This is a genomic window from Streptomyces sp. NPDC006544, assembly GCF_040611715.1.
Classification (GTDB): Bacteria; Actinomycetota; Actinomycetes; order Streptomycetales; family Streptomycetaceae; genus Streptomyces.
In genome coordinates this window covers 1-15,515 of record NZ_JBEXOV010000055.1, presented here as the reverse complement: position 1 = coordinate 15,515, position 15,515 = coordinate 1, and the positions used below count along the sequence as shown (strand labels likewise).

Here is a 15,515-nt window from a genome sequence, read left to right as displayed (position 1 = left end):
AGAGGTTCACGAAGCTTTTCGGCTCCTCCGCCTCAGCCAGGCGGCGCGCGTACAGGGCGACTTCGACCTCCTGGCCAAAGCGTTCCCACATCAGGGCCTGCGGCTTACGCCACAGGGCTGCCCAGAGCTCGGCCTCGCGGTCGTTGGGCCCGGTCAGTGGCCAATCGGGGGCCGCACCTTCACGACCTTCCGCTGGCAGGATCGTCCACTCGCCGGCGTCCCTCTCGCGCCGTAGGGCAGTCGGATCGGGGGCCGGTCCTGAACGCGATCGCGCTCCACCTTTCGGCATTTACATCTCCTCCGGTCGCGCCGTTGCGGCGCCTGCGCGGCCGGGCGTTGCGCTCAGCCGGTCAAGAGGGGTCCGTCGTCCATCAGCCGATCGCCCTTCGAGCTGTTGCAGCCGAGATGGGCAAGGAAGACGTTCGACGGGTCATGCGCGCCGCCTTTCGAGAGCGGCACGCGGTGATCCAGGCTTGGACTCAGCGAGTCTGGCCACGCCACCGCGGGGTCTATGGGGTGCGTGCAGAGACTGCACTGCCAGGCATCGCGCTCGGCGATGGCCGCCAGCAGCACCGGTTCGCCAGTCGAGGCGGCCCGCTTCTGAGCCCGCCGCCGGTGATAGCGATCTCGTCGAGCATCGCTCCACGGCGGCGGCTTCTGCCGGCCGTCAGCTCGCGACTGCCGGTTCCAGAGTGCTTTTCCGTGCTTCTCAGAACAGCAGCGCTGCATGGCGCGGCGAGGTTGGAACACGACTCCGCAGTCCGCAAGCTCGCAGATCTTCTCTGGCAATGCCTCCGCTCGCCTCACTCCCGAAGCGATCTCCCGACAGCGCGTTGAGCAGTACTTCGCCTGCATGGGCTTGCCGGCCATGCCTCCTGAACAACCCACGCAGGACCTCTGCGTCGGTCGTATCTGCCCCGGGTGAAGGTGGACCCAGACCCTGCAGGCGTCACTGCACCACTTCTTCGGGTTTCGTTCGCGGGGCCCCGGTTCGATTGTGGCCGGACAACCCTGACATTGGCGGCCCTTGGCCGTAGGCATAGCAGTCACATTCCGTAGCGTAGACAGGATGCGTTGATCATTTTCAGGACTTCTGAACCTGCCGCACTGGTTCGCGCCCTCCCCGGCGGTCCTGGCCGGCGTGATCAAGGGGGTCTCCCCCCAGGGTGATCACGGCCGGCGGTCACTCAAGGTGACATGATCAGACCCGCTCCCGCTCCGTCATGATCGCTGCGATGGACAGCCACGAGGCGGCCAGGTCGTCCAGCCGCTCCATGAGAGGCAGATTGGTGAGCTCCAGCTCGGCCTGGGCCAGCAGCCGGGCCGCGTGACCGATGGCTTCGTCGGCCGTCACGTCGGCTCCTTGGTCTGCTGGCCTAGGTAGGAGATGGCCGCGTCCACTTCGCTGCACAACTTCCGTAGCTCTGCGATGACGTCCGCCGTGGCGCCATGCCCGATGATCCACTCGTCGCATTGGTGCGGCAGGTAGGCGGCAGCCTGCTCTTGGTTCACCTCGTAGAAGCTCTCGACCCGCTCGCCTGTCGCAGGGTCGTATGCGTCGTTGGCGCCTGCCAGCTTGACGAGCAGCCGATGCGGATAGCCGTTCACGCGTGCCACCCTCCCGGCTGGTGCTGTGCTGTCTCGCTGCTGTGGCACGGCTGGCACAGACCGCGCCCGTGCTTCGGATCGTTGGGGTCGAGGCCCTGCTCGACGAGCTCACGCCGGCTGAGCGGATGGTGGTCGGCGTGAACAGCAGGCGCCTGTCGGCACAGCACGCAGGTTCGGTCTCGCGACAGCACGCCGGGCCTGAATGTCTGTTCGTGTTCGCGCCCGTACCCTCGCTGCCTCGCGCTGCCGCGCTTGGCCTCGGCTTGCTGTCGGTGGTCGGCGCAGCGGCCAGCCTGGTCGGTCCACTCTGGGCACCCGGGCTTACTGCACACCCGCCATCCTGTCCGTCTGGCCATCGCGCTCGCCTCCGTGGGTCTAGCCTGTGGCGCCTGAGCTAAGGGGTGGGCATGAGCGAGCAGCAGAAGCCGGACTGGGCCAAGGGTCTGGCGGCGGCGGGGATCGCGCTACTGATCATCGGGGCACTGCTTGGGTTCCTCCTGGTCCCGATGATCCTTGGCGGGTTGATCCTCTTGTGCGTAGGGGTGGCCACTGGGCGCGTCCGGCGAGACTCCGAACGACAGGAAGACCGACCCTGGCGGAACCGCACCAAGGACTAGGCCGCCAGCTCCCGTATCGCCGCGACGACTCGACTGGCCAGGTACGTGTGGCCTGCGTCTGTCGGATGGGTCGCGTCGGTGCCGATGTAGATGTCAGCGTTGCCGCTGCCGGTGGTGGCTCCGACTCGTCCGGTCCCTGTGATCCACGGTCCGTGTGTGGCGATCAGTGTGCCGGTGCTGTCGTAGATCCCGCCGGTGAGTGGCGAGATGAACGGCAGCGCGGCCGCCGCAGCCGCGGCCTTGAGGGTGTTGTCGGTGTTGGTGATCGACGCGGCTGGGGAGCCGCTGGGTGACCAGCATCCGATGACGTAGATCTTCGCGCTGGGCAGGCCTGCCTTGATGGCGCTGTACAGGCTGGCTGCGGCCGACGAGATCGACGGCTGGCTACCGCCGTTGTCGTTGTAGCCCGCCGAGATGATCAGTACGTCGGGATTGTTCGGGATGACGTCGATCGGTGCGCGGGTGCCGAGGGTCGCGGTGGTGCTAGGCGTGATGTACCCGGTGCCGCCGAGGGCTTCGTTCCAGATATCGCTGTAGCCGAGGAGCCTGGCAGCTCGGGGGAGCCAGGTTCCGGCGCCGCCGCCCGTGTTCAGGCTGCTGCCGCCGGGGATGCTGTCACCAAGCACCATGATCCGACTGGCGGGCGCTGGGGGCTTCCACATGGTCGCACCAGGCGGTAGATAGACGCCGCCGAAGGGGGCGACGGCGAAGTCGAACCTGATCACCCTCGGCTGCGCGACACCTAGGTTAATGGTCATCAGGTGCGTGCTGCCGAGCGTGGTGCCGCCCAGGGACTGCATGAGGTCGGTCATGCGGCGTCCGTCAACCCAGAGCCGGTAGCTGCCGCCGGTCTGCCAGTTGAATCGCAGCTGGAAGGCGGTGGCATCCGTGCCGAACTCGATGCTGTAGATCGACTGACTGCTGCTCAGTGTGCCGCGCGTGTTGGGGTAGCGGGTGGTCGGGAGGACGTAGGTCGAGTCCGGGGTGCCGGTGCCGATCTGGAATCCGCCAGCGCCTAGGTAGCTGAACGGGCCGGTCACGTCGCTGCCTGACAGGGTCACGCCTGCGGGCGCGTACTTGATGTAGCCCGACGTTGGCGTGCTGGTCTGGGCGACGCTGATCCCGTTTGGCGCGGGCGCGGGCCCGATGTTGGTCAGGGTGAGCCGGAACGGGTAGCCGGAGAAGGCGTAGATGCGGCCGGCGCCAGTGCCCTGGTTGGCGAGGGCCACGGTTGCTTGGCCGCCGGACAGGTGGCCGGCGGCGACGGTGAAGAGGATGCCGGAGCTGGCCTTGCCGAAGCTGGTGCTGGGGTAGAACTCGGGGTTGCCCTCGGTGAGCGGGCTGCCGGTTTGCGTGCCTGCGTACAGGTTGATCGCGCCGGCTGAGTCCAGCAGGACCGCGTCGAGGTAGCGCGTGCCGGAGTACAGCATTCCGACGTCGACCCTGATTCGATCGCCAACCTCGGCCGGGATCGAGCACTTGAGCTGCGTTCCGACGCTGGTCGCGGCGATCGTCCAGGCGGCGGCGCTGGCCAGGTCCTGCACTGCACCGTCGGTGATCCGGACCTCGTTGGTGCGGAATCCCGGTACGTCGCCGGGGAAGGGCGAGGCGGCGTTCCCGATGGCGGTGAAGCGAATGTCGTCGCCGGCCGCGACCGTGCCGGTTGCGGTTCCCACGGAGAGTACGGCTGCTCCGCCGAGGCCGAGGCTGGTCCGCGCTGTGGCCGCGTTGTTGACGTCGGACAGGTTGGCCGTCTTCGCCAGGTACTTGCTGGCGGCGTCGGCTCGGTCTCCGTGCGGGTCGGCCGCGCCAGCATGCGTCGTGACCTTCGAGGTGGCGTCGGTGGCGGCGGTGGAGATCGCCGCAGCCTGTGCAGCGTCCGCCTTCGACTGGGCGCCGGCCGCGGTCTCGAGGAGGGCGGTATTCGCGATCCCGTGGACTGCGGTGGTGTCGGCCTCGTGGGTCGCGACCTTGGAGGTGGCGTCCGCAGCGGCAGTCGAGGCGGCTGCAGCCTGAGCCGCGTCGGCTTTGGCCTGCGCGCCGGTCTGGGTCTCTAGGGCCGCGGTGTTGGTGATGCCGTGCACGGATGTCGTGTCGGCTTCGTGGGAGGCGAGCGCTGCGGCTGCTGCGGCCCGGTCGCCATGTGGGTCCGTCGCGACAGCATGCGCCGCCACAACCGCCGCTGCGGTGCCCTCGGGGTCGGCATCAACGTCTTCGGCGTCCAGGACGACAGCGCCGGTCTGCCCGTTGACGGAAGACACGGCTCCCGTACCGGCGCCGTTGCTCGGGCCCCCTCCGGGAGCGGGAATCGGCACCAGGTCGTCGAAGTGGACGGTTCCGGTGCCATTGACCTCGGCGAAGAACTGGACGCGCTTGCCGCCGGTCGGCTGGAGGTCGAAGAACCACTTCCAGCCCTCGGGCTGCACGCCGACCGTGTCACTGGGGAGGAGGACAACGGAGAATGTCCCGTCGCCGGCGAAGGTGACGCTGCCGCCGCCGGGGTAGACCGCGTGCCGACTCGAATCGATAAGGTACGCGGAGGGCTTCGCCACGAGCTTGCCCGCATAGGCGGTGCCCGCAACCGCGGAGGGGATCTTGCCAACCAGCGTGACCGTAGGAGTGCCGACAGGGAAGCTCATAAAGGCACCTCCTTGCTGGTCAGGCCGAGTACTGCCAGTTCATCTGCTGCACGGAGACTCGGTCGCCGGTCCGCTGGAACACGGGCTCGATCCGGACCGCGCCTTCCGGTGCGCCCTCGATCTCGAGGGTGACGACGGTGCCGCCCGAATAGTCGAGGGCCGGCCGATGCGCCCGCTCCCGAGCACGAAGCGCGGGCAGCATCGCCTGCAGCTCAGGTAGGACTTCGTTCGCGACCAGCATGTCGACGAGAGCCACGAGCACCTCCTCGTCAGGCGGCTTTGGGGTTCCGCTGCGGCATCGGCCGGTAGCTGGCGGCCTGTTCCTCAATCTCCGGGAGTGCGTACATGGTCTTATGTTCGCGCCCGTTGCCTGAGTACTCGCCGGGCCGGCCCTTGAATCGTCGGATCTTCCCGCGGCGTGCCCACTGGCGGATGACCGTTCCCGGGACGCCGGTCGCTTTGGTCGCTTCGTTCTCGAAGACGAGGTCGTCGGGATAGATCTCGTGAAGCTCCACGCCACCCCCAGGAACGCGAAAAGCCCCCGGCGAGGCTGGGGGCTTAGAGGATGCGGACACACGAGTATCTCGCTGAGGGCACTGTGACATATGGCGGATCTTGGCGTCAAGAACGCGCCACATGCGCGCAATCACGCCTCGATGGAATCCCATGCGCCTCCGCGGACAGAATGTAGAAACTCGGCAGGCCCCGTGAAGGCGAACTTGTGACGTCCACAACCGCCGAGACCCCTGTGCCCGGCATGATGCCCGCATGGGGGTCTCTTTCGGTGTCGCGGCTGATTCGGCGCAGGAGTGCGCGGAGGCCCTGGCGCTGCTTGCCCTGTTGCGGCAGTTCGGTGTCGAGGTCACGGTGACGTTGCCACCGGCGCAGGTCGGCGGCCACCGTTGGGTCGCGCGAGCCGTACCCACGCCGAAGGCCCCCGCGGGTGGCGAGGGCCTGGCGGTCGAGCTGTAGGTCACTCGGAATTCAGTGGGTGGTCCTGTCGGTTACCGGCGCTGCGGGTCCGTGGCTGCCAGGACCGCGTCAGCCTGGTCCCGGGCGCGCTGGAGGTCGGCTGCCCGCTGGGCGGCCATTTCGGCGAACATCTTCGCCTGGAGTGCTGCCTCGCGGTCGATCTGCTCCTGGTTGCTCATCAGGGTCTCCTTCGTCTGTGTCGGTTCAGTGCGGGTGTTGGGGCTTGCTGGCGTGCGTGGGCTTACTGGTTCTCGGGCTGCTGCGAGAGTCGGTGCAGCGTTTCGGATAGGGCCCTCTCGGATGCCTCTTGGGCTTCCATCGCCTTGCGGAGTGCTTCCATCTGTTCCTGCGAGGTCGTTTCGCTCATCGCTCGTCTCCTTTCAGTGGATGCGGCCGCGGATCTGGCCGCCGATGGTGATGGTGCGGCCGGCGCCGTTCTCGAAGACGGTGGGCCGGCTCTCGCTGCTGTCCTTCTTCGGTGCAGGGCTGGACGTGGTGCTCTGCGTGGTCTGGCTGGTGGTGTTCTTCTTGGCGGACATGGCGTCTCCCCGTTGGTCGGGTGCTACGGCTGGCTGGACTGGGGTGGAATGACGGGGCGAGCTGTAGGTCAGGCGGCGTGCTTGACGAGTTCACTCAGGCCGGGCGCCATGCCCGGCTGGGGGCGCTTGATTCCGCAGCCGGTGCAGACGAGGTGGACGTTGCCGGACCGGTCCTGCTCGAGGCGTGCGGTACCGCCGTTGTGCTTGTACTCCTTGCTGACTGCTTTGCTGCTCATTCGAGTTCCCTTTCGGTTGGCGTTCGGGGCGTTGAGATGACTGTCGTGTGTAGCGACGTCTTGTTGTGCACTGCGCTGTGCGCATGAGTGGTGGCCTGCGTCACTGCTTGTTGACCGTCTTGGCGAACAGGCCGCGGGTTTCTGTGATGGCGGTGCGGCGTTCCTGATGAACGGGCCCGCTGTAGTGGTTGTGCTCCACCTTGATGCCCTGCAGCCCGCGGCTGGCTGCCCGGACAAGGGATCCGACGGCGAGGACTAGGGCGACGGGGCCGGCTGCTCCGATGGCGAGGGCGACCGGGTCAACGTGGCCGAGCGTGTACAGGACGAGCGACGTCGCGCCGCCGATCGGTAGCGAGGCGGCGCCGGCGGCAAGCATGAGTGCGCTGACGTCGGTCGCCTTCTGGGACATGGGCGGCCGCCCTGGCTGGGCTACAGGCGGTGCGCTGCCGGTGGCGGGAAGCGGACTGGGGTCCCGGTAGGCGGTGGCGGGCTGCAGGGCCTCGTTGACGGCGTCGATGAGGCGTTCGGCGTCAGTGGTCATGGCCGGCCCTACTTGCTGGAGACGGAGTTGACCGTCTGACTGGCGGTCTGCACGCCGGTACCGATGATCTCCTGGACCTTGGCGACGCCCTCGGCCCCCCAAGGGGTGGCGACGACGAGGATCCAGAACACGGAGACGGCGAAGAACTCGCGCTTGCGGAATGAGGCGTCCTTCTTGAACCAGACGCCGAGGCCGATGGCGGCGAGCAGGAAGAGGCCGGAGAGGGTGATGGTCATGACTGGGCTCCTGACGGGGTGAGGGTTTCGGTGTCGAGCAGTTCGGCGGTGTGCCAGTCGCGTTCGATCTTGCGGAGCTTGTCGAGGCGTTCCAGTCGCGCAGTGGCGTTGGCGACGTTGGTGGGCTTGAGGCCGGTGACGTCGGCGATGGCCTTGTTGCGGCGGGCGCCGCTGTCGACGGCTTCCCAGACGAGCTGCGATCGGGTGGGCGGGACGAGGTCGTCGAGGTCGTCGTCGTCGACGGCGGGTGCGGTCCGGGTGTCGATGACGGTGGTGTTCTTGGGCTTCTTGGCCTGCTCTTCCTTGGCGAGTTCACGGAGGAAGGCGTCTTCGCCGTCGGCGTCGAGGTGCCGGTATTCGGCGCGGCGGAGGTAGGCGGGGCCGGCGGTCTCCGCCTCGCGGTCGGTCAGGGAGGTCAGCGGGTACTGCCGGCTGAGGCGGGCGGGGTTGCTGTGGAAGGCGACCCGGGACTGTGTGTACTGGGCTGTGCCGTCGGCCATGTAGAACAGGCCTCCGGTTTCGGAGCCGTCCGGAAAGCGTTCGGGCAGCGGGGCGAGCTTGAACTGCGGTTTGCGGGAGCCCAGGGACATGGCGTCGACATCGGCGCGGGCGGTACGGAAGAGGGCGATGTTCCCGGACTGGAGCATGTCGCGGACAGCGTTCGCGGAGGCGTTCGATCCGATGGCGTCGAGGTTGGGGATCTGCAGCCAGATGCGGGCCGACACGCCTGCCGCGCGAGAGAGGCGGCCGATGCTGGACACGCCGCCAAGCAGCGGCTTGACGTGGTCGGCCTGCGGATCCTTGAGGATCATTTCGTTGAACTCGTCCCACGTCAGCGACATCGGGGCGAACGGCTCGAACGGCACGAAGAAGGACCGCCCGTTCTCGGTGTAGCCCTCCTCGTCAAGCCATTGCATCTTCATCTGCTCGGCGTAGCGGAACTCGGAGACGGCGGTGCCGGCTTGCGCCATGACCATCGCTCCGTAGGGGCTCTTGAGGATCCAGTCGATGTCGTTCATCCACGGGGCGTATCCGGCGCCACCCTTGCCGTCAGCGAGCCAGGAGACGAATCCGTTGGCTCGCTGGGCGATCTGCAGGTCTTCCTCGAGGCTGGTCTTTCCAGCGCCGGTGGTCCCGGATCCGAAGGAGTGGTTGGCGGAGGCAGAGGGCCTGCCGGACAGGCCGCGGCGCTTGGCGTCGAACTTGAGGAGCCTCCACCTGGCAGGGTTGTCGTAGAGGTCGCGGCCGATGGTGATGTAGCCCTGGTCGTCCATGATCAGAGCGTCCAGGTCGAGCTTCACGCCGCCGGCGAGCGGGTTGATCGCCATGTCGTTGACCTCGATGCGGCGGGCGTCAATGACACGCAGGTGCAGTCGTTCTTCGGCGGCGACGCCTGGGGTGTCGAGGGCTTTCATGTCGAGGGCTTGGGCGATGGCGCGGGCAGTGACCTGCCCGACGTCGGTGCCCCGCCGAGGAAGGAGGATCTTGAATTTGCGGCCGAACTGGGTCTTCTCGGCGTCGTACAGCTCGCTGTGGGGGTAGGGGCTGAACTCCTGCCACACCGCGGGAAGGTCGTTCTCGTCGAGCCCGGAGGTCACGGCTCGAAGCCGGACGGTGAGCTTGGCGCGGGAGGCGGCCATGTCGTCGGGTCGGTGGATGTTGACGGCGCGCGGGGGTACGTCGAACGCGATCGACACGGAGTCCTGGTCGAGCCCGGCGGCGGGCCTGGCGGTGGTAGAGACGACGACGGCGGTAAGTCGGTCCGCGTCCAGTTCGACGCTGACCAGCTTGGATCCGGACAGCGGCCCTTGGTCGCAGGCGATCCACTCTGCCCAGCGGGCGAGGTACCAGTCTTCGCCGGCGAGCTGCTGCTCTGTGGGGGCCGGGGCCGGGGCGGGCTTGCACCAAACCCACTTTCCCCAGGTCGCGGCGATGGAGCCGATGAGGAGGTGTGCCCACCAGGGCATGTTGAGGTGGCCGGTGATGGGGACGGCGGTGAGTGGTCCAGCGCGCAGGGCCATCTCGGTGGCCGAGTAGCGCCGCCACCAGCCGTTTTGCCAGCTGGGCAGCACCTTGATCCAGGCGGCTCGCAGGAGTTCGCAGCGGGCCCGGCGGGCTCCGGCAGTCGCCTCGCGGACCAGGGTGGGGCGTTGGGCGTGGCCGTACCAGCCACCGGCGATGCCGAGCACCGGAACGAGGAGTCCGTTCATGCCTGTGGTTGGGGCTTGTGTGTGGTCCTTGGCGAGGCGGCGGCGCATGCGGCGCACGGTGCGCCGGTAGCCGCGGCGGCTGGAGCGGCACATCCACTCCCACGGCTCACCCTGGCCGGGTAGCCAGCGCCAGGGGCCGGGGTTCATGCCGAGAAGAGCCCAGCCCGCGGTAACGCCTGCGGCGCCGAGAGTGGAACAGAGGAGCGGGTCGCCGGCCAGCAGCGCGGACGCGGCCCCGAGGGCTGCTCCGGCGTACAGGCCGGGGGTGTCGAAGGCGGCGCGGAGCCGGGTGGGCTCCTTGGCGGGGGCTTCTTCGGTGGTGGCTTTGGGTACGGTCGCGGTTGCCATCGGGTCTCTCCGGGTCTGCGGTGGTGGAGGGCGGGCCATGGCCGTGGCCCGCCCTCGTGGTGTGGGGTCAGCGCCGCTGGATGAAGACCGGTTCGGCCATCTCCACGTCGTGGCTGCGGTTGCCGTCGGCCATGCGGCTGTGCTGGCCGCGGGTCTCGTCGTCGAGGCCCTGGGCTGCAACGGACAGGGCGTCGGCGGCTGAGACGATCCCGCCCACGTTGTCGGCCATGGCGGTGGAGAGGGTCGCGACCTCCATGTAGGCGGTCGTGGTCGGCGCGTCGACCACAAGGAGGGTCATGCCCTCGGAGAGGTAGCGGGCGGAGTCGGCCCGGTCGCTGAAGCGGGTCTGCAGCCGGCTGACGGCTTCGCGGGTTCGGGCTGCGCGGACTCCGTAAGCGGCGGCTCGGGCAAGAACGCCGGCGTAGGTGGCACTCATAGTCAGGCTCCCTGGGTCTCGTAGATCTCGGACTCGGCGCCGACGTCTTCGCCGTCGACCTGGTCGGAGGTGTAGAACTCGCGGTCCTCGACCGTCTCCATGTCGGCGGCGATGCCGGCGTAGAAGCCCTGGCCGGACTCAAGGCAGGCCTTGGCTTTCGTCACGGCCTCGCTCTGGGCGATCGTGTTGGACTTCAGGTCATCGAGCTGGGCGAGGATCACCCGGTACTGCTCGGCACATCGGCTGATCCACGCCTGCATTCCGGGGCTCCGCAGTTGCGCGACGAGCTCGTCGGCTCGCCCGATCTCCCGCTCACAGCGGTCCCTGATCCGGTCGTAGGCTAGGAGGTCGTCCTCGCACATGGCGGAGAGCTCGGCGCTCTCGTCCAGTACCGACTCGTAGCTGATGTCTGCAGCCATGCGGCCGACTCCGTTCTCGTGGGGCTGGGCTAGGGCTATGGGCTCGGGGGCTTTGGCGGGTGCGGCGGGAGCTTCCGGCTCCCGGGGCCCCGGTACGGGTGCGGGCACGGTCTCCGGCGCAGGGGCCTCGACGAAACGGGCGGGGGCCGGACGCGCCGGTGCGGTCGGGGCTTCGGGCTTGACCAGGGCCACTCCGCCGGGAACGCCCACCGTGGGCGGTTCCGTGGGCATGGACGGCATGACCGGCGGGGCGATGATCGGGGCCGGATCGGGCAGTCCGGCGGCCTTGCGGCTCTTGCGGTATTCCCGGACCGCAGACCGGCCGGTGTCCCTTGCCCAGTGCACGCCCCGAGCCGTCAGGTTCCCCGCGTGTCGACCCAGAGGGGTTGCGACGCGGGCAACGACGGCGTGGCCTCGGTAGCCGGCCCGGAACGCCTCAGGCAGCGTGACCGGACTGGTTGTCACCGTCGGCTCACCCTCTGGCGAATCGTCCACGTGGTCGGAGGTGGCCGTGCCGTGCTTCTCGGCGATCCTGCGGACGGCCCGCTCGTGGCGGACCCGCTCCCGCCTCAGATCTCGCTCGGCTGGGCTGACGCCCAGCTTCGCTTGCTCGCTCTGTGCTCCTGCGGCCCACGCCAGGAGGCAAGCGGCGATCAGTACTTCCATCGCTTCCCCTCACGTTCTGCGACGGGGAGGGGTGAACGGCTGACTGTGCGCGCACGTGCGCGCGTAGCAGATCCGCCGGTTCATCTCTACCCGGGTGAATGAACGAGTGAATGATTACCGTGTGTAGCGTTCGGTGATGCGCTGGAGGGCGTCCGCGGCTTCCTGCCAGGCCCGGTTCGCGATCACCGGATCTACCTGCTGCAGAGTGCTGCGGAGGCGGTCCATGCGGCGGGTCGCCCCGGTCTTGGGGGACGCGGCGTCTGCACGCTTGATCTCTTTGGTCCAGTAGTTCGAGCTCATGTCGTCATCCCTTCGACTGGAGGGAAGGGCTTGCCGGGTCTGCTTGCCGGGTCTGCGAACGGTCCGCTCCCCGGGTCACTCCTCGGCTGGCCTGTGGGTTTGTGGTTCCGACTGCTTCCGGCAGTCTCGGCAAGGTCCAGAGGCTGATGCCGCTGGGCCCTGCCGGCTGTGCCGGGCGCGGGGTTAGACGGGTACGGCTTCGGCTTCGCGGGTCTCGATCTCGCCCCAGGTCCGGCGGACGCGGTTCTCACGGGCCTGGAACCCGGCCTCCTTGAACGCGGCATACGCCTGGCGGTAGGAGCGGGGCGGTTTCATCGCGTACCGGAGCCAGCGCACGACTACTTCGAGCTGCTCGTCGGTGAGGGTCACACCCGGCTCGGGAACCTCGAGGCCGCCTGCTACGGCGAGTTCCTCCAGGGTCATGGCGCCCTCGACGAGGGTCTGCTCTACCCCGTCCTCGCTGTCCGTTTCGTCACAGTCCGCGGGCGGGATGGCCACGGCTTCGATTTCCGGGATGACCTGCGTGGCCACCGTGTGGCCACCCTGCTCGAGCGGGGCGTGGCCAGCGGGCGTGGCCACGGGGCGCGGCCCAACCGCCAGGAGCTCCCGGGACATGAACGCGGCGGCCTTCTCACCGTGCTTCCTGTCGGCCTTGGCGAGGATCTCCTCAGCCTTCGCGCGGGCCTTGCTGATCTCCTTCTCGCCGGCGGTCAGGACTTCAGCGCGGGCGATTTGGCGGTCCAGCGCGGCGAGGTGCCCGGCAGTCTCGGTTAGGACTTCGGTGCGGGCTTCCGACCGCAAGTGCCGGGCGTCGGCTGCGGCGAGGGCTCGCATGTTGCGGTCCTCGGCAGACCGCTCGGCAATCCGGGCCGCGGTCGTAGGGTCCGCCAACATGTTGTCGGTGAAGAGCCGGAGTCCCATGAAGAGGGCGGCCGCGGCCGGTACGCCAGCGAAGAGCTGGGCGTGGCCGAGCTTCCATAGGATGAACGTGGAGAATCCGACGGCTGCTGCCGTGAAGCCGAACATCACGGCCATGCCCATCCGGGAACGCTGCCGGATCGCGACCTCGGACTTCTGCAGGGCGCCGATCCACAGCGCGTCGTACACGAGGGCGATCGACCAGCCGATGATCGTGGCTGCGTCGCCTTCCAGGCCCAGCCTCTGGCCCAGCTGGCCGCCGACCGTGAGGGCCACCAGAACGAGGGCGGCCAGCGTGAGCAGCTTCTCGATGACGGCGAACATGCTAAGGCGGCCAACGGTGGTGCGAACGGTCTTGAAGTTCATGATTCCTCCTCGCCTTGAGGTCGGTCAGGCGGCGTCGGCGTACCGGCGGGTGCGGAGGGCGTCGAGTTCGTCCTTGAGGCTGGTCTCCCCGTGCTTGGCGAGCTCGGTGGCGTCGGCGAGGACAGCGGCCTTCGCCACGTTGTCGCCGTTGAGGTGGGCGGTCAGGTACTCGGCGACGCCGGCGATGTCCCGCCAGGCGAGGTTCTCCTGCTTGCGACGGGCGGCGAGGCTGGTGACGGTTTCGGGCATGACGGTGGTCCTTCCGGTGGTCAGGCGGGGCGGATGACGAGTTCGTGCGGGTAGTGGGCGCTTGAGAGGCCGTCCTCGTCCTCGATGTAGACGAAGCCGCGGGCGAGGCGGCAGACGGTGCCGGTGTCGCCCTGGCGGTGCTCGAAGCCTTCCTGCGGGCTGGTCACCTCGACGCGGTCGCCCAGGATGAAGGGCATGGCTGTACTCCTCGGTGGTCAGGCGGGGTGGATCTGGCGGGCGGCGAGGGCGTCGAGGTTGTCCTTGTACTGGCGGCGGAAAGCGGCGATCTCCGCGTCGCTGATGCCTTCGCGCTTCTGTGCGGCCACAGCGTTGGCGAACGACTGCTGCTGGTCCGCCGTGAGCGGGCCGGACTGCTCCATGTAGTCCTTGATGTGGGCGTAAGCGGCGACCCACTCCAGTACGCGAGTGCGCTCGGCGGTGTCGGTCTCGGGCATGACGGTGCTCCTCGGTGGTCGGGCGGGAGGGGTTCAGACGGTCGGGCGGGGCCCGCACTGGCGGGCGAGGAATGCGCTGGCCTTCAGCAGGTGGAGGATCTCGTCGAGGGTCCGCTGGGGCTTTTCGGCCCAGACCTCGTAGTCGACGTAGGGGGCCCCGGTCGCGGTGCGGAGGGCGGCCTCCATCACCTGGCGGGCGATGTGGCTGGTGTCGGCGTCGCCTCGCCCGTCCATTGCGGTGTGACGGAGCGCGTCCCGGATCTGTCGGTCGGAGCCGAGGCCGTACAGCTGGGGGTTCCAGCCGTCGCGACGCATGAGCTCGGCCGTTGCGAACAGGTGCTGCGCGACGGCCTCGCCGGGGACGAGGGGTCCGCTGAGACCGAACCAGTCGAGCGTCTTCATCTGGGGAGCCGCCGACATGTAGCTGGTTTCGGGCATGACTGTCCTCCGGTTGGTCGTGCCGGGGTGGGATGGGTCTAGTTGCGGTGGGTGTGCTGCTGGCCGGTACCGAGGGCGGCGGTCGCATTCCGGGCGTCGGCTGCGGCCTGCGTGGCCTGGGCCGGCGGCCGGTAATCAGCGGCGCACTGCTGCGGCGTGGCCGGGGTGTCGACGATGGAATGCTGCTGCTCGGCCATCACGACCCCTCCGTCAGCTCGTCGATCACGCGGAGGGCCTGGTCGAGGGCGATCTCCAGCCGGCCGATGTTGTGGCACAGGTCGCGGTCGGTGGCGGCGCCGATGCTCATCTGGTGTGACGCGGTGAGAGCCTGCCGGGCGCGGCTCACGTCGCTCTGCTGGCCCGGGGTAAGGGAGGCCATCACGTCATCGCCGGGCGGCGGACGTGGGAGGCGGCAGCGTGCGCGGCCAGGTCGGCGGCGACGAGGCGGAGCAGGCCGGCCAGGTCGCCGATCGTGATGCCGGCGAGCAGCCCGTCGAGGTCGTCGATGGCGTCCTCGACCAGCTTGTCAACCTGCTGCCGGGCGACGTAGACGCGGGACCGGGCGTCGAACAGGGCGCGGTCTGCAGCGTCGAGCGCGTCGTGCTGCTCCTGGCTGGGCGCCTGGTAGAGGATTCCGTCCCGCTCACGCTCGGCCTTGGTGGCTGCCTGCTGAAGCGGGTCGATGAGCTGACTGGCGGCCCGGCCGAGGAACAGGCGCAGGATGCGGTCGTTGACGGCGGCCTCGGCCGCGAAGGCCGTGCCGTCCGCGATGGTCGCGGCGGTCTCGACCAGGTCTCGCATGGACGGGATCAGCTGGCCGAAGCCGTACTTGAGCTCGAGGAGCGCCAGGCGCCGGACCGGGTTGGGGGCGGTGGTGGTCGTGGTCATCGGGACTCCTCGTTCAGCGGGAGAGCGGAGGCGGCGAGGTATGCGGTGACGGCGGTCTCCGGGATGCGAAGCCCGCGGCGGCGGATCGTTCCGATGCCAACCTGAATGGATCCGGGGAAGCGGCCGGCCGTGGCGAGGCGGAGGACGGTGCTGCGGCTGACCTTGAGGCGTTCCGCTACCTGTGCGGAGGTGAGGAAGTCGGGGGCGGGCATGGGGTCCTGGGGACCTCCAGTGGGCTGGGGGCTCATGTCATCCATAGAAGCAGACTTATCTGTACTTGCCTAGTCATCTGTACGAGTAGAGACGGGATTCGGCCATCAAAAAGCCCCCGCCTTTGTACTTCAGTTCAAGAGGTCGTTGCAACACCCGTCCGTAGGGAGTTGCAGTGGACTTCGATGTCAGGGAAGACCGGAGGCCGCAGGGGCCCAGGAAGC

At 68.5% G+C, this 15,515-nt stretch carries 27 protein-coding genes; 2 read left to right on the top strand and 25 right to left on the bottom strand.

Translation table 11 applies throughout. The annotated features are described in order from the left end of the window. Positions 1-342 precede the first annotated feature (342 nt). The 3 genes from ABZY44_RS23850 to ABZY44_RS23840 form a co-directional block, all read right to left on the bottom strand. Positions 343-870 (bottom strand): HNH endonuclease signature motif containing protein, encoded by a 528-nt coding sequence (locus ABZY44_RS23850; RefSeq protein WP_356657018.1) that lies wholly within the window; start codon positions 868-870, stop codon positions 343-345. Positions 871-1,201: 331 nt separating this feature from the next. Further along, entirely contained in the window at positions 1,202-1,354 is a 153-nt protein-coding gene (locus ABZY44_RS23845) for a hypothetical protein (RefSeq protein WP_356657016.1), read from the bottom strand. Next, positions 1,351-1,608 (bottom strand): hypothetical protein, encoded by a 258-nt coding sequence (locus tag ABZY44_RS23840; RefSeq protein ID WP_356657014.1) that lies wholly within the window; start codon positions 1,606-1,608, stop codon positions 1,351-1,353. The genes ABZY44_RS23845 and ABZY44_RS23840 overlap by 4 nt, the downstream gene beginning before the upstream one ends. A 407-nt stretch (positions 1,609-2,015) precedes the next feature. On the opposite strand from ABZY44_RS23840, the gene ABZY44_RS23835 reads away from it, so the two are divergent. Then, complete coding sequence (locus tag ABZY44_RS23835) at positions 2,016-2,225, top strand: hypothetical protein (RefSeq protein ID WP_356657012.1); 210 nt, start codon at positions 2,016-2,018, stop codon at positions 2,223-2,225. Here ABZY44_RS23835 and ABZY44_RS23830 read toward each other — a convergent pair. The 3 genes from ABZY44_RS23830 to ABZY44_RS23820 are packed head-to-tail and all read right to left on the bottom strand — an operon-like array spanning position 2,222 to position 5,379. After that, on the bottom strand, positions 2,222-4,864 hold the full coding sequence (locus ABZY44_RS23830) for an SGNH/GDSL hydrolase family protein (protein ID WP_356657010.1): 2,643 nt from the start codon (positions 4,862-4,864) through the stop codon (positions 2,222-2,224). The two genes, ABZY44_RS23835 and ABZY44_RS23830, sit on opposite strands and share 4 nt — an antisense overlap. Positions 4,865-4,883: 19 nt before the next feature. Further along, positions 4,884-5,120, bottom strand: a complete 237-nt coding sequence (locus tag ABZY44_RS23825) for a hypothetical protein (RefSeq protein WP_356657008.1) — start codon at positions 5,118-5,120, stop codon at positions 4,884-4,886. Between the two features lie 13 nt (positions 5,121-5,133). After that, positions 5,134-5,379 (bottom strand): hypothetical protein, encoded by a 246-nt coding sequence (locus ABZY44_RS23820; protein WP_356657006.1) that lies wholly within the window; start codon positions 5,377-5,379, stop codon positions 5,134-5,136. A 253-nt stretch (positions 5,380-5,632) separates the two neighbouring features. Between ABZY44_RS23820 and ABZY44_RS23815 the strand changes: the two genes are divergently transcribed. Then, on the top strand, positions 5,633-5,836 hold the full coding sequence (locus ABZY44_RS23815; protein WP_356657005.1) for a hypothetical protein: 204 nt from the start codon (positions 5,633-5,635) through the stop codon (positions 5,834-5,836). A gap of 32 nt (positions 5,837-5,868) precedes the next feature. On the opposite strand, the gene ABZY44_RS23810 is transcribed toward ABZY44_RS23815, so the two are convergent. The 19 genes from ABZY44_RS23810 to ABZY44_RS23720 all read right to left on the bottom strand — a co-directional run bounded on the left by ABZY44_RS23810 (position 5,869) and on the right by ABZY44_RS23720 (position 15,329). Further along, positions 5,869-6,015: a hypothetical protein gene (locus tag ABZY44_RS23810; RefSeq protein ID WP_356657003.1), complete on the bottom strand. Its 147-nt coding sequence runs from the start codon at positions 6,013-6,015 to the stop codon at positions 5,869-5,871. 62 nt (positions 6,016-6,077) lie between these two features. After that, positions 6,078-6,203: a hypothetical protein gene (locus tag ABZY44_RS23805; RefSeq protein ID WP_356657001.1), complete on the bottom strand. Its 126-nt coding sequence runs from the start codon at positions 6,201-6,203 to the stop codon at positions 6,078-6,080. 13 nt (positions 6,204-6,216) lie between these two features. Then, entirely contained in the window at positions 6,217-6,375 is a 159-nt protein-coding gene (locus ABZY44_RS23800; RefSeq protein ID WP_356656999.1) for a hypothetical protein, read from the bottom strand. Positions 6,376-6,443: 68 nt separating this feature from the next. After that, positions 6,444-6,611 carry a hypothetical protein gene (locus ABZY44_RS23795; protein ID WP_356656997.1) on the bottom strand — a complete coding sequence of 56 codons (168 nt, stop codon included), beginning with the start codon at positions 6,609-6,611 and terminating at the stop codon, positions 6,444-6,446. Positions 6,612-6,711: 100 nt separating this feature from the next. Beyond that, entirely contained in the window at positions 6,712-7,152 is a 441-nt protein-coding gene (locus tag ABZY44_RS23790; RefSeq protein WP_356656995.1) for a hypothetical protein, read from the bottom strand. An 8-nt stretch (positions 7,153-7,160) separates the two neighbouring features. Further along, on the bottom strand, positions 7,161-7,388 hold the full coding sequence (locus ABZY44_RS23785; RefSeq protein WP_356656993.1) for a hypothetical protein: 228 nt from the start codon (positions 7,386-7,388) through the stop codon (positions 7,161-7,163). Then, positions 7,385-9,946, bottom strand: a complete 2,562-nt coding sequence (locus tag ABZY44_RS23780; RefSeq protein WP_356656991.1) for a hypothetical protein — start codon at positions 9,944-9,946, stop codon at positions 7,385-7,387. The genes ABZY44_RS23785 and ABZY44_RS23780 overlap by 4 nt, the downstream gene beginning before the upstream one ends. A gap of 67 nt (positions 9,947-10,013) precedes the next feature. Continuing rightward, positions 10,014-10,382, bottom strand: a complete 369-nt coding sequence (locus tag ABZY44_RS23775; protein WP_356656989.1) for a hypothetical protein — start codon at positions 10,380-10,382, stop codon at positions 10,014-10,016. A gap of 2 nt (positions 10,383-10,384) precedes the next feature. Continuing rightward, a complete protein-coding gene (locus ABZY44_RS23770; RefSeq protein ID WP_356656987.1) occupies positions 10,385-11,146 on the bottom strand; it encodes a hypothetical protein in 762 nt (253 codons plus the stop codon). A gap of 435 nt (positions 11,147-11,581) precedes the next feature. Next, positions 11,582-11,767: a hypothetical protein gene (locus ABZY44_RS23765; RefSeq protein ID WP_356656985.1), complete on the bottom strand. Its 186-nt coding sequence runs from the start codon at positions 11,765-11,767 to the stop codon at positions 11,582-11,584. 183 nt (positions 11,768-11,950) lie between these two features. Beyond that, positions 11,951-13,051: a hypothetical protein gene (locus ABZY44_RS23760; RefSeq protein ID WP_356656983.1), complete on the bottom strand. Its 1,101-nt coding sequence runs from the start codon at positions 13,049-13,051 to the stop codon at positions 11,951-11,953. A 24-nt stretch (positions 13,052-13,075) separates the two neighbouring features. After that, positions 13,076-13,300: a hypothetical protein gene (locus ABZY44_RS23755; protein WP_356656981.1), complete on the bottom strand. Its 225-nt coding sequence runs from the start codon at positions 13,298-13,300 to the stop codon at positions 13,076-13,078. Between the two features lie 20 nt (positions 13,301-13,320). Beyond that, positions 13,321-13,497, bottom strand: coding sequence for a hypothetical protein (locus tag ABZY44_RS23750; RefSeq protein WP_356656979.1), 177 nt, complete (start codon positions 13,495-13,497; stop codon positions 13,321-13,323). A gap of 18 nt (positions 13,498-13,515) precedes the next feature. After that, the gene (locus tag ABZY44_RS23745) at positions 13,516-13,755 is read right to left on the bottom strand and encodes a hypothetical protein (protein ID WP_356656978.1); all 240 of its coding nucleotides are present in this window, start codon (positions 13,753-13,755) and stop codon (positions 13,516-13,518) included. Positions 13,756-13,788: 33 nt separating this feature from the next. Next, positions 13,789-14,193, bottom strand: a complete 405-nt coding sequence (locus tag ABZY44_RS23740; RefSeq protein ID WP_356656976.1) for a hypothetical protein — start codon at positions 14,191-14,193, stop codon at positions 13,789-13,791. 38 nt (positions 14,194-14,231) lie between these two features. Next, positions 14,232-14,390 (bottom strand): hypothetical protein, encoded by a 159-nt coding sequence (locus tag ABZY44_RS23735; RefSeq protein WP_356656974.1) that lies wholly within the window; start codon positions 14,388-14,390, stop codon positions 14,232-14,234. Further along, on the bottom strand, positions 14,390-14,572 hold the full coding sequence (locus tag ABZY44_RS23730) for a hypothetical protein (RefSeq protein WP_356656972.1): 183 nt from the start codon (positions 14,570-14,572) through the stop codon (positions 14,390-14,392). The genes ABZY44_RS23735 and ABZY44_RS23730 overlap by 1 nt, the downstream gene beginning before the upstream one ends. Further along, positions 14,572-15,081: a hypothetical protein gene (locus ABZY44_RS23725; RefSeq protein ID WP_356656970.1), complete on the bottom strand. Its 510-nt coding sequence runs from the start codon at positions 15,079-15,081 to the stop codon at positions 14,572-14,574. The genes ABZY44_RS23730 and ABZY44_RS23725 overlap by 1 nt, the downstream gene beginning before the upstream one ends. After that, positions 15,078-15,329, bottom strand: a complete 252-nt coding sequence (locus ABZY44_RS23720) for a helix-turn-helix domain-containing protein (RefSeq protein WP_356656968.1) — start codon at positions 15,327-15,329, stop codon at positions 15,078-15,080. The genes ABZY44_RS23725 and ABZY44_RS23720 overlap by 4 nt, the downstream gene beginning before the upstream one ends. Positions 15,330-15,515 lie beyond the last annotated feature (186 nt).